We start from the raw sequence: 12,236 nt of genomic DNA, 5'->3' as shown, positions 1-12,236 counted from the left end.
AGGGAACAACGTAAGGAGTTACCATGGCAAAGAACGATCTCATTGTGGGCCTCGACGTGGGCACCACCAAAATATGCACCGTGGTGGGCGAAGCGTCGGAGACCGGCGTGGACATCATCGGCATCGGCACCGCCCCGTCCACCGGGCTGCGGCGCGGGGTGGTCGTCAACATCGAGAAAACGGTCCAGTGCATCAAGAAGTCCCTGGAGGACGCCGAGCTCATGGCCGGCTGCGACATCCGCACCGTGTACGCGGGCATCGCGGGCAGCCACATCCAGGGCTTCAACTCCCACGGCGTCATCGCGGTCAAGGGCGGCGAAGTCACCCAGCGCGACGTGGACCGGGTCATCGAGGCCGCCAAGGCCATCGCCATCCCCATGGACCGCGAGGTGCTCCACACCCTGCCCCAGGAATTCATCGTCGACGACCAGCGCGGCATCGCCGACCCGCTCGGCATGGCCGGCGTCCGGCTGGAGGTCAAGGTCCACATCGTCACCGGCGCGGTGACCTCGGCCCAGAACATCATCCGCTCCTGCAACCGTTCGGGGCTCGACGTCTCGAACATCGTCCTGGAGTCGCTGGCATCGAGCAAGGCCGTGCTCTCGGCCGAGGAGCGCGAGATCGGCGTGGCCCTGGTGGACATCGGCGGCGGCACCACCGACATCGCGGTCTTCTCCAAGGACTCCATCAAGCACACCAGCGTGCTGGCGCTCGGCGGCCACAACCTGACCAACGACATCGCCTACGGGCTGCGCACGCCCATGATGTCCGCCGAGAAGATCAAGATGGACTACGGCTGCGCCATGGCCGACCTGGTGACCAACGAGGAGATCATCGAGGTCCCCAGCGTGGGCGGACGCGAGTCCCGGCGCATGAGCAAGCGCGTGCTGGCCGAGATCTGCGAGCCGCGCTGCGAGGAAATCCTCGCCCTGGTGGACCAGGAGCTGATCAAGTCCGGGTTCAAGAACATGATCGCGGCGGGCGTGGTCCTGACCGGCGGCACCGTGCTCATCGAGGGCATGCAGGAGCTGGCCGAGCAGATTTTCGACCTGCCCGTGCGCATAGGCATCCCCCACGACGGCATCGGGGGCCTGGCCGAGGAAGTCAGGAGTCCCAAATACGCCACCGCCGTCGGCCTGCTGCTCCACGGGGCCGAGGAGGAAGGACTGCACAAGAAGGTCCGGCCCTTCAAGATCCGCGACGACTCCGGCTTCGACCGCATCGTCGGCCGGATGAAGAAGTGGTTTTCGGACATTGCATAACCGACCTTTGAAAACCGAGGCTGTTCGAAAATGGTGAGCTGCAAGACGCAAAAAAAGTTCAGGGCCGACGCGTACTCCCCGTACGCGAGGGGTTGAACCTTTTGCAGCACCGCAGCGGATCGCCGTTTTAGAACAGCCTGATTTTGAGGATACAGGGAAACCAACAACAGGGAACAAACTGAGGAGGACGAGGAAATGGAATATTTCGAGATCGAACATGAATCAAACGCCAAGATAAAGGTCGTGGGCTGCGGAGGCGGCGGCGGCAATGCGGTCAACAACATGATCCTGTCCGCGCTCAAGGGCGTGAAATTCATCGTGGCCAACACCGACAGCCAGGACATCCACAAATCCCTGGCCGAGCACAAGATCCAGATCGGCGAGAAGCTGACCAAGGGTCTGGGCGCCGGGGCCAACCCGGAGATCGGCCGGTCCGCGGCCATGGAGTCCGTGGAGCAGATCCGCGAGGCCCTGGAAGGCTCGGACATGGTCTTCATCACCGCCGGCATGGGCGGCGGCACCGGCACCGGCTCCGCCCCGGTCGTGGCCCAGGTGGCCAAGGAGCTGGGCGCGCTGACCGTGGGCGTGGTCACCAAGCCCTTCTACTTCGAGGGCAAGCGCCGTCTGGCCCAGGCCGATGAGGGCACCCGCGCCCTGGCCGAGGTGGTGGACTCCATCATCACCATCCCCAACGACCGGCTGCTCCAGCTGGCCGCCAAGAAGGCGTCCTTCTCCGACATGCTCAAGAAGGCCGACGAAGTGCTCTACTACGCGGTCAAGGGCATCGCGGACCTGATCACCGTGCACGGCCTGATCAACCTGGACTTCGCCGACGTCAAGGCGGCCATGTCCAACTCCGGCATGGCGCTCATGGGCACCGGCATCGCCTCGGGCGAGTCCCGGGCCAAGGAAGCGGCCATGAAGGCCATCACCAGCCCGCTGCTGGAGGACGTCTCCATCGAGGGCGCCAAGGGCGTGCTCATCAACATCACCTGCGGCCCGGACATGCTCATCGACGAGGTCTCCGAAGCCGCCGACATCATCTACAAGGAAGCCCACGACGACGCCGAGATCTTCTTCGGCACGGTCTTCGACCCGGACGCGGGCGACGAGATGCGCATCACGGTCATCGCCACCGGCATCGAGCCGGCCATGGAAGAGGCCGAACCGGTGCTGTCCAAGGCCGAACAGCAGAAGCTGCTGCTCCTCGGACCCCGGGGCGTGAACAAGACCGCCGAACAGCCCCGCCGCTCGGGACACCAGCGCGTGCTGAACACCGACCGGAACATCCCGGCCTACCTGCGCAAGGCGGGCGGCGAGCTGAACACCACCGAGCTGCCCCGGCAGCAGGTTTCCCAGCGCGCCGTGGCCGGTCCCGGCGAGGAGGAATTCATCTTCGAGGAAGACAACCTCGACGTCCCCGCGTTCATCAGAAAGAACGTGGACTAGGACCCACATGAAGCGCGTGCTAGGGGGGTGACCCATCGATCCCCGTACCCTGTATCACGGCGTGTCGGAGCCCAAGGCTCCCGACCTCGGAGGACGGCTGCCCGTTGCGCTGGCCGTCCCCGGAGGGGACAAGGCCGCCCTGTCCGCCATCGGCTGGCAATCCGTCTACCGGACCCTGGCCGAGGCGCCGGGGCTGGCCGTGGAGCGGGTGTTTCCCGACAAGCTGGGGCTGACCGACGGCACCGACCCCAAGACGCGCGAATCAAAGAGCCCACTATCCTCATTCCCTGTAATAGCCTGGAGCATCACGTTCGAGGAGGACTTCCTCAGCCTCCCTCGAACGCTCCGGGCGACGGGCGTTCCGCCGCTGGCGGCGGAACGCCCGACCCTCCCTCTGGTCATTGCCGGAGGCCCCATCGCCTTCCTCAACCCGGCCCCCATCGCGCCCTTCGTGGACTGCTTCTGGGTGGGCGAGGCCGAGGAACGGTTTCTGGATTTTTTCGACACCCTGCGCACCCTGGTCTTTGACGGCGCGGGCAAGGACGCCATCCTCGACGCGGTCAAGGACCTGCCCGGCGTCTACGTCCCGGGGCGGTCCAAGACCCCGGTCAAGCGCATCGCCTCGGGCGGTGCCGGTCCGCTCTGCGACCCCGCATTCTCGGCCTTCATCTCGGGCCAGGCCGCCTTCCGCGACACCCTGCTGCTGGAGGTCAACCGGGGCTGCCCCTACGGCTGCCGGTTCTGCGCCGCCGGGTTCATCTACCGCCCGCCCCGCCACGCCGACCTGGACGAGCTCAAGCGCATCGTGGACCTGGCCGACCCGCCCAAGGTGGGGCTCATCGGCACGGCCCTGACCGACTGGCCGGACCTGCTCCCGTTCCTCAAGTGGCTGCACGGACGCAAGAAGAAGTTCTCCCTGTCCTCCATGCGCGCCGACGGCATCACCGAGGAGCTGCTCGTGTACCTTCGCGAGCGCGGCATCCGCACCGTGACCCTGGCCCTGGAGGGCGCGAGCGAGCGGCTGCGGAAAATGATGAGCAAGAAGCTCGACCCGGCGGATTTCCTGAACGCGGTCCGGCTCTGCGCCCGGTACGGCGTGAACCACCTCAAGATCTACATGATCGCGGGCTGGCCCGGCGAGACCGAGGCGGACTACGACGAGCTGGCCGAATTCCTGGCCGAGATCGTGCGCATCCGATCCGAGGAGCCGGGCGGGCGCAAGAAGCAGTTCATGCGCATCACCATCGGGGTCAGCTCCCTGGTGCCCAAGCCGTTCACCCCGTTCCAGTGGTCACCCATGATGGATGAGGCGGCCCTGAACGAGCGCATGAAGCGCCTGGTCAAGATGGCCAAGCCGTACAAGGGCGTGACCCTGCAGCACGACGACCCGTTCCAGGCCCGGCTCCAGGGGCTGCTGGCCCGCGGCGGCGAAGAGCTGGCCGAGTTCATCCTCCTGGCCGCCGAACAGGGCGGCTGGAAAAAGGCGCTCAAGCTCTGGAAGGGCGACCCGTCCGACATCCTGGACCGCGAGCGCGGCGAGGACGAGCCCTTCCCCTGGGAAGTGGTGGACATCGGCGTGCGCCGCGAACACCTGTGGAAGGAATGGCAGCGCGCCAAGGAGTCCAAGGTCTCCCCCGGCTGCTCCCCCAGGGGCTGCGCCCACTGCGCCGGATGCGGGGTGGAAGAGGCGTGAATCGCCTGACGGACCGGGAAAAGACCGCCATCTGGTCCGCAATCGGGAATTTCCTTCTCGGCCTGCTCCTCGTTCCCTGGGGGTTCGACATCGTGGAGACGGGCGTTGTCCGCAAATATGACGATTTTCCCGCTTTCGAGTTCTCCGGCTGGGCATTCGTCGCGGCAGGCGTCATCTTCATGGCTTTCGGTCTCTACCGCCTTTTGAAGTGCCTCTTCTCCCGCAAATAGGGAACGGCGCGGACCGCCGGAAGCGGAAGGGACTCTCCAGTTCGCGAAGCGGATGGGGAGGGAAGCTGGGGCCTCCTGAACCTTCCCCCGCCTGATCGGCAGCTTCTTCTCGCAGGCCCGCGCGGTCGGGCTCCCAGGCCTCCCTCCGCCCCGATTCGCCGACTCTATAATTAATAGATATTTTCATTGTAACCTATCACATTTCATAATACATTCTCCTGCAACACGGGCCGACCGGAAACAGCGCTCTCTCAGCCCCACGGCCCGACAGGAGTCATGCACATGCGCAGCTTCCGTGCCGGGTTCTTCGCCCTGATACTGCTCCTGGCGGTCGCTCCCGCCTGGGCCGCCGAGCCCGTGGTCATCTTCGGCAACCACGCCACACCGCCCAAATCCTGGATGGAAAACGGAACGCCAAGGGGCATCCTGGTGGACATCCTGCATGAAATCGAGGCCCGCACCGGGATATCCTTCGACATCCGGCTGATGCCCTGGAAACGGGCCTACATGCTCGCCCAGGCAGGGAACGGCGGCCTCATCGGCCTGTCCAAGACCAAGGAGCGGCTGACCATCTTCGATTATTCGGGGGCCATGTATTACGACGAGATCCGGCTGGTGGTCCTCAAGGGGAACGAGTTCCCCTACAAAACCGTCAGCGACCTCAAGGGCAAGGTGGTGGGCGTGACCCGAGGCGCTTCCTACGGCGACGATTTCGACTCGGCCAAGGGACGGGTGTTCACCCCCAGCGAGGACACCGGCCCGCTGTGCAGGCTGCGCATGCTGCTGGTCAAGCGCATCCAGGTCGCGCTGATCGGGCCCGGCGAGGCCTCGGTGCGACACACCATCGAGAACGACACCGACCTGCGCAAGCACCGCGACGAGTTCTCGATCCTGCCCGCCCCCTTCAACCACGACCCCAACTACATCGGTTTCGAAAAGGGCATGCGCATGGGCGATACCCTGCGGGAGATCGACAAGGCCCTGGCCGACATGTGGAAGGATGGCACCATACAGGCCATCGAGGCCCGCTACTGAGCCGATTTTCCTCGCGCGCACCCGGCCCGCCGTGCTATCCTGCTTCCAAAGTTCCCCAAAGAACCAAGGAGAAACGCCATGAAGTCACTGCTCATCATATTGTCGTTGCTGCTCATCCCCCAGACGGCCCTGGCCTTCCAGGGGCAGACCGTGGACTACGCCGTGGACGGCCAACCCTTTGAAGGCTATTACGTCAGCCCGGCGGAGAAAGCGCCCCTCGTCTTCCTGGTCCACGACTGGGACGGGCTGACCGGCTATGAGATCCAGCGGGCCGACATGCTGGCCGAGCTGGGCTACGCCGTGTTCGCCGTGGACCTGTTCGGCAAGGGCGTGCGCCCCGACTCCGTGGACGAGCGCAAGCGGCTGACCGGCGAGCTCTACAAGGACCGGGCCGCCATGCGCGCCCGGCTCATGGGCGGCCTGAACCAGGCCGCCGACCTGGGCGCGAACCTGTCCGACGCCGTGGCCATGGGCTATTGCTTCGGCGGCACCGCGGTCCTGGAGCTGGCCCGGTCCGGCGCGGTGCTCAAGGCGTTCGTGCCGTTCCACGGCGGCCTTGCCACGCCCGAGGGGCAGGACTACAAGGCCACCAAGGGATTCATCCTCGTGTTCCACGGCACGGCCGACGCGTCGGTGCCCATGACTCAGTTCGCGGCCCTGGCCGCCGAGCTGGAGGGTACGGGCGTGAAGCACGAGATGATCACCTACGGCGGCGCGCCCCACGCGTTCACCGTGTTCGGCTCGGACCGCTACCGCAAGGACGCGGACGAGAAGTCCTGGGCGCGGTTCACCGCGTTCCTGCACGACACCCTGAAGTAACCCCGCAGCCCCGCCGCCGGGCCGGTCCCCGCGGCGGGGCGCGAAAACCACCGGGATATGCCCATGCGCCTGAAACGACTGCTCCCGATTCTTCCGCTCCTGATCGCGCTCCTCGTCGCCCTACTGCCCGCCCCCGCCCCGGCGCAGCCCCGGCCGGAAGGGTTCGTCACGGTCAACGACTTCCTCCCCACCGCTGCCGTGGACGTCAAATACTACACCGGCGACAACTTCGTGGGCGCGCGGGTGGACGGCTACCTCGCCCCCAAGGTCATTCTCACGGTGGAGGCGGCCACGGCCCTGAAGGCGGTCCAGGCGTACCTGGCCCCGTTCGGGCTGTCCCTCAAGCTGTTCGACGGCTACCGCCCCCAGCGCGCCGTGGACCACTTCGTGCGCTGGGCCGAAGACCTCGACGACACCCGCACCAAGGCGGCCCACTACCCGGACGTGGAAAAGCGCAACCTGTTCAACGACGGGTACATCGCGGCCCGCTCCGGCCACTCGCGCGGCTCGACCATCGACCTGACCATCATCGACAAGGAGACGGGCGAGGAGCTGGACATGGGCACCCCGTTCGACTTCTTCGGCCTGGAATCCTGGCCCGACCACGCGGGCTTCACGGCCCAGGTCCGCGCCAACCGCGCCCTGCTCCGCGCAACCATGATCCTGCACGGCTTCAAGCCCTACGAAGCCGAATGGTGGCACTTCACCCTGCGCAACGAGCCCTACCCCGAAACCTACTTCGACTTCCCGGTGGAATAATTATCTATTTTTATTCTAATAAGTACAACAATTACGGCGAGGTTATAGCCTAAACATCAACTATAGATCGTCATTAAGAGTATATGCTGATTCTAGACATGACCTTACATCATCATGGATTTGAAATTTCATTATTTTCAAATTATCCATTTCCACCCAACATTTCGCTGGTAGTAATAACAACCGAACAATCACACCTGAACGTCTAATAATGTTTGAAAACATTATATCCTGAAAATATCTTTTGAAAAAAAACTCATACTTACTTTCAAAGACATCCCAGGAGATAAATGCATCTGCTGATTCTCCGGCTGGAATTTCTTCAAGCAAGGCTATGTGCCGAAGGCTATCCCCTTCTGGGGCCATAGTTATACGACGTTTACAAAATACTCCTATTTCAAAGCCAACCTTATAGTTTGCAAGTGTCGAATCACCAAAATTACAGACTGAAACCAATATGCCATGGGTGCTGACATGGCTACCCAATTTACATTTCACGTAAACTTTGGGAGCTTCCTTTTTATTATAAATGTATATCGACACGAACACGGCCCACAGAGCGGCCAAGGCAGTAACACCCTGAAAAAGCAGGCTCATAACCTGGTAAGCGCTGTCACTCATAACCCTCTCCTTAAATATTGCATACAATATACGTCATGCTTTCAACAACCACCTTATGGCAAACATAAATTGCCATAATGGGCAGAAGGCATAATAAAAACCGCCCCGCAGGATCACCTGCGGGGCGGTTTCATTCAATAGCGTCGAAGCGCGGTCTACCAGGCGTAGAGGGGGAATTCGCGGGCGAACTCCTCGACTTCGGAGGCGATCTCGCCGAGGGTCTTGTCGTCGTTCATGTTCTCGAGGGCGGCCACGATGGCTTCGGCGACCACGATCATGTCTTCCTCGATCATGCCGCGGGTGGTCAGGGCCGGGGTGCCCAGACGGATGCCCGAGGTCTGGAACGGGGACTTGGTCTCGAACGGGATGGTGTTCTTGTTGGCGGTGATGCCCGCCTTGTCGAGCGCGATCTGGGCGTCCTTGCCGGTGTAGTCCTTCCCGGACAGGTCCATGAGCATCATGTGGTTGTCGGTGCCGCCGGAGACCAGGGTGTAGCCCGCCTCGGTCAGGGACGCGGCCAGCTGCTTGGCGTTCTTGACCACCTGCTGCTGGTACTCCACGAAACCGGGGGACAGCGCCTCGCCGAAGGCCACGGCCTTGGCCGCGATGACGTGCATCAGCGGGCCGCCCTGGATGCCCGGGAAGATGTTGGAGTTCAGCTCCTGCTCCAGGTCCTCGGCCCCAAGGATCATGCCGCCGCGCGGGCCGCGCAGGGTCTTGTGGGTCGTGGTGGTGGTGTAGTGGGCGTGCTCGATGCAGGACGGATGCTCGCCCGCGGCGATCAGGCCCGCGATGTGGGCCATGTCGACCATCAGCTTGGCTCCGACCTCGTCGGCGATGGCGCGGAAGCGGGCGAAATCGATGATCCGGGGATAGGCGGACGCACCGGCGATGATCATGGTCGGCTTGTGCTCCTTGGCCAGCGCCTCGACCTGGTCGTAGTCGATGGTCTGGGTCTCGCGGGACACGCCGTAATGCACCATGTTGAACAGCTTGCCGGAGAAGTTGACCGGGGAGCCGTGGGTCAGGTGGCCGCCGTGGGACAGGTCCATGCCGAGCACGGTGTCGCCGGGCTGGCAGGCCGCGAAGTAGACGGCCATGTTGGCCTGGGAGCCGGAGTGGGGCTGGACGTTGGCATAGGCCGCGCCGAACAGCTCCTTGGCGCGGTCGCGGGCCAGGTCCTCGACCTCGTCCACGAACTCGCAGCCGCCGTACCAACGTTTGCCCGGATAGCCCTCGGCGTACTTGTGGGTCATGACCGACCCCTGGGCCTGGCGCACGGCCGTGGACACGAAATTCTCGCTGGCGATCAGCTCCAGCTTGGAAACCTGGCGATCAACCTCGTCGGCAATGGCGGCGGCAACCGCCGGGTCCTGGATAAACAGCTCTTCCATGGTGTTTTCCTCACAAGTAAGAAGTGGATGCGAATGGCTTCCCAACCCAATCGGAGAAACCCGGCGATCCTCGCGCCACCATCAACGGTCACGGCTTTTTCACCGCTCCCGGCAGGCGCTCCCGCCATGCCCCGTGGGCTGGAGATCCGTCCTTATATCAATAACGGCCCGCCCGTTCGGGCGACCCGGTTGTGCCAAGGAGGGGGGAATGCCTCCGGCGGCCAGAGGGGAAACTTTTGAAAAAGTTTCCCCTCTGGACTCCCCTTCAAAACTTTGTATCGCCGCTTCGCGGTGCGCGTCGGCAGCCTCATGCCCGCCTCTTGTATCCATCATACTATGGGTTAGGCAAGAAAGTTCGGCTTAGAAATTCGCTTTTCCATCCCCCCCTTCGCGAAGCGACCCAAAAAGTTTGGGAGGGGAGATGGGGATGGGGGTCCAGGGGGAAGGGGCAGAGGGGAAGCCCTTTTCCAAAGGGTTCCCCTCTGCCCCTTCCCCCTGGCCGCCGGAGGCAACAAAAAAAGGGCCGCTTGCGCGGCCCTTTGGGTGATCTTTCGGTTACCCGGTGAACCGTTTGAAGAGGACGCAGGCGTTGGTGCCGCCGAATCCGAAGGAGTTGGACAGGGCGTATTCGGCCTGTTGCTTGCGCGGGCCGTCCACACAGTAGTCCAGGTCGCATTCGGGGTCGGGTTCGGTCCTGTTCAGGGTGCCGGGGATGATGCCCTCGGAGAGGGTCTTGACGGCGAAGACGCCTTCGACGCCGCCCGCCGCGCCGAGCAGGTGTCCCATCTGGGACTTGTTGGCGCAGATGGCGAGGTTGTAGGCGTGGTCGCCGAACACCTTCTTGAGCGCCCTGGTCTCGCACAGGTCGTTCAGGTAGGTGGAGGTGCCGTGGGCATTGATGTGGTCGATCGCGGAGGGATCGATCCCGGCCTCGCGGATGGCGGCGGCCATGGCGAAGGCCATGCCGGAGCCGTCCTCGGGCGGCGCGGTCATGTGGTACGCGTCGCCGGACGCGCCATAACCGACGATCTCGGCCAGGATGGTGGCCCCGCGCTTCTCCGCGTGCTCCAGGGATTCGAGGAGCAGCAGGCCGCACCCTTCGCCCATGACGAAGCCGGTGCGGTCCTTGTCGAAGGGCCGGGACGCGAGCTCCGGCTCGTCGTTGCGCACGGACAGGGCCTTCATGGCGTTGAATCCGGCCACCGCCAGGGGGGAGATGGTGGATTCCGCGCCGCCGCAGATCATGGCGTCAACGCGGCCCATGGCGATGTCGGTGTACGCCGTGCCGATGCCGTGGGTGCCCGAGGCGCAGGCCGTGGTGGTGCAGATGTTGGGGCCCATGGCCCCGGTCTCGATGGAGACCTGTCCGGCGGCCATGTTGGCGATGAGGATGGGAATGAAAAAGGGCGAAACCTTTCTCGGTCCCCGTTTCAGGAGCTTCTCGTGGGAGTCCTCGATGGTCTCCAGTCCGCCCAGCCCGACGCCGATGATGGTGCCCACGCGGGACCGCTCGGCCTCGGGGATGGACCAGCCGGCGGCCTCGAAGAGCATCCTGGAGGCGCCCACCGCGTACTGGGTGAAGGTCTCCATGCGCCGCGCCTCTTTCTTGCCGATGTAGAGTTCGGGATCGAATCCCCTGACCTCTCCGGCAATGGTCGTGGCGTATTCCGAGGTGTCGAACTTGGTGATCTGTCCGATGCCGGATTTCCCGGCCAGGAGGTTCTGCCAGCTGGTTTCGACGTCGTTGCCAAGCGGCGTGACGGCGGCTACGCTGGTAACAACTACCCTGTTCATAGTACCTGCCCGTTGTGTCTGGGTTGGGATAATGAAAGGAGCGCCTTAACCCGTTGTCACGGGAAAGACGCTCGCAATATATGTACTTTAGTCGATCAAGCCTAGATGGCCTTCTCGATGTGAGAGATGGCGTCGCCGACCTTGAGGATCTTCTGGGCCTGTTCGTCGTCGATTTCCAGGTCGAATTCCTCTTCCATGGCCATGATCAGTTCGGTCAGGTCCAGGGAATCGGCGCCCAGGTCTTCCACGAAAGCGGCGCTCTCGACGACTTCGTCTTCGGACACACCCAGCTGGTCGACAATGATCTCTTTCACTTTAGCTGCTACGTCGGACATAATTTCCTCCACTACCAAATGAGTTTTTATTTCTTGATTACATGTACATGCCGCCATTGACTCCGATCACCTGGCCGGTGATGTACCCGGCTCCGGGGCCTGCCAGGAAGGAGACGGCGGCTGCGATATCCTCGGACTGCCCGAGGGACTTTAACGGAATTTGTTCGAGCATGGCCGCGACCGTCTTTTCGGGCAGTTCGGCGGTCATGTCGGTCTCGATGAAACCGGGGGCCACTGCGTTGACCGTGATGGAACGACCGGCCAGCTCGCGGGCGGCGGACTTGGTCAGGCCGATGAGGCCCGCCTTGGCGGCGCAGTAGTTGGCCTGGCCCGCGTTGCCCATCTGTCCGACCACGGAGGAGATGTTGATGATCCGGCCGGAACGCTGCTTGCCCATGATCTTGGACGCCTCCTTGAGGAAGACGAAACAGCCGGTGAGGTTGATCTCCAGGACCTTGTCCCAGTCCTCGTCCTTCATGCGCATCATCAGGCCGTCGCGGGTGATGCCCGCGTTGTTGACCAGCACCTCGAGGGCGACCTTGCCCTTGATCTCGTCCTTGAAGAAGGCGGCGACGGACTCGCGGTCGCCGGAGTCGAGCTTGAAGGCACGGGCCTTGCCGCCCGCCTTGACGATGGCGTCCACCGCCGCGTCGGCGGCCTCGGGACGGCTGACGTAGGTGATGTACACCTCGAATCCGTCGGCGGCCAGCCTCTCGGCCACCGCCTTGCCGATTCCCCTGGAACCGCCCGTCACCAGTGCGACTTTGGAAAGCTCGCTCATCGAATAACCTCGTGATGTTCTCTAGTGGTCAGGACCCAATATACCAATTGACCACGGACTGCAA

Annotated in this window: 12 protein-coding genes; 7 read left to right on the top strand and 5 right to left on the bottom strand. The window is 63.4% G+C overall.

Features of this window, described 5'->3' with window-relative positions:
• The first annotated feature begins 23 nt into the window (after positions 1–23).
• The 7 genes from ftsA (at position 24) to AWY79_RS05805 (ending at position 7,247) form a co-directional block, all read left to right on the top strand.
• Positions 24–1,262 (top strand): cell division protein FtsA, encoded by a 1,239-nt coding sequence (ftsA, locus tag AWY79_RS05835; protein WP_066801510.1) that lies wholly within the window; start codon positions 24–26, stop codon positions 1,260–1,262.
• A 195-nt stretch (positions 1,263–1,457) separates the two neighbouring features.
• Positions 1,458–2,711, top strand: a complete 1,254-nt coding sequence (gene ftsZ / locus AWY79_RS05830) for a cell division protein FtsZ (RefSeq protein ID WP_066801507.1) — start codon at positions 1,458–1,460, stop codon at positions 2,709–2,711.
• A 61-nt stretch (positions 2,712–2,772) separates the two neighbouring features.
• Positions 2,773–4,404 carry a radical SAM protein gene (locus tag AWY79_RS05825; RefSeq protein ID WP_233491015.1) on the top strand — a complete coding sequence of 544 codons (1,632 nt, stop codon included), beginning with the start codon at positions 2,773–2,775 and terminating at the stop codon, positions 4,402–4,404.
• Positions 4,401–4,634, top strand: a complete 234-nt coding sequence (locus tag AWY79_RS05820) for a hypothetical protein (protein WP_066801501.1) — start codon at positions 4,401–4,403, stop codon at positions 4,632–4,634. Before AWY79_RS05825 ends, AWY79_RS05820 begins: the two co-directional genes overlap by 4 nt.
• A 282-nt stretch (positions 4,635–4,916) precedes the next feature.
• A complete protein-coding gene (locus AWY79_RS05815; RefSeq protein WP_066801500.1) occupies positions 4,917–5,669 on the top strand; it encodes a substrate-binding periplasmic protein in 753 nt (250 codons plus the stop codon).
• Positions 5,670–5,747: 78 nt separating this feature from the next.
• Entirely contained in the window at positions 5,748–6,488 is a 741-nt protein-coding gene (locus AWY79_RS05810; RefSeq protein WP_066801498.1) for a dienelactone hydrolase family protein, read from the top strand.
• A 63-nt stretch (positions 6,489–6,551) separates the two neighbouring features.
• A complete protein-coding gene (locus AWY79_RS05805) occupies positions 6,552–7,247 on the top strand; it encodes a M15 family metallopeptidase (protein ID WP_078063637.1) in 696 nt (231 codons plus the stop codon).
• Positions 7,248–7,307: 60 nt separating this feature from the next.
• Here AWY79_RS05805 and AWY79_RS18665 read toward each other — a convergent pair whose 3' ends face one another.
• The 5 genes from AWY79_RS18665 to fabG all read right to left on the bottom strand — a co-directional run bounded on the left by AWY79_RS18665 (position 7,308) and on the right by fabG (position 12,172).
• The gene (locus AWY79_RS18665) at positions 7,308–7,868 is read right to left on the bottom strand and encodes a hypothetical protein (protein ID WP_133986984.1); all 561 of its coding nucleotides are present in this window, start codon (positions 7,866–7,868) and stop codon (positions 7,308–7,310) included.
• A gap of 155 nt (positions 7,869–8,023) precedes the next feature.
• The gene (gene glyA / locus AWY79_RS05800) at positions 8,024–9,262 is read right to left on the bottom strand and encodes a serine hydroxymethyltransferase (RefSeq protein ID WP_066801496.1); all 1,239 of its coding nucleotides are present in this window, start codon (positions 9,260–9,262) and stop codon (positions 8,024–8,026) included.
• A gap of 555 nt (positions 9,263–9,817) precedes the next feature.
• Positions 9,818–11,056 carry a beta-ketoacyl-ACP synthase II gene (gene fabF, locus AWY79_RS05795; protein WP_066801493.1) on the bottom strand — a complete coding sequence of 413 codons (1,239 nt, stop codon included), beginning with the start codon at positions 11,054–11,056 and terminating at the stop codon, positions 9,818–9,820.
• Between the two features lie 101 nt (positions 11,057–11,157).
• A complete protein-coding gene (locus AWY79_RS05790; protein WP_066801491.1) occupies positions 11,158–11,391 on the bottom strand; it encodes an acyl carrier protein in 234 nt (77 codons plus the stop codon).
• A 37-nt stretch (positions 11,392–11,428) separates the two neighbouring features.
• Positions 11,429–12,172, bottom strand: coding sequence for a 3-oxoacyl-[acyl-carrier-protein] reductase (gene fabG / locus AWY79_RS05785; RefSeq protein WP_066801489.1), 744 nt, complete (start codon positions 12,170–12,172; stop codon positions 11,429–11,431).
• Positions 12,173–12,236: the final 64 nt, after the last annotated feature.

The organism is Pseudodesulfovibrio indicus (genome assembly GCF_001563225.1).
Lineage (GTDB): Bacteria > Desulfobacterota > Desulfovibrionia > Desulfovibrionales > Desulfovibrionaceae > Pseudodesulfovibrio > Pseudodesulfovibrio indicus.
The sequence above is the reverse complement of the archived record's forward strand: the minus strand, read 5'-3'. Positions and strand labels throughout refer to the sequence as shown.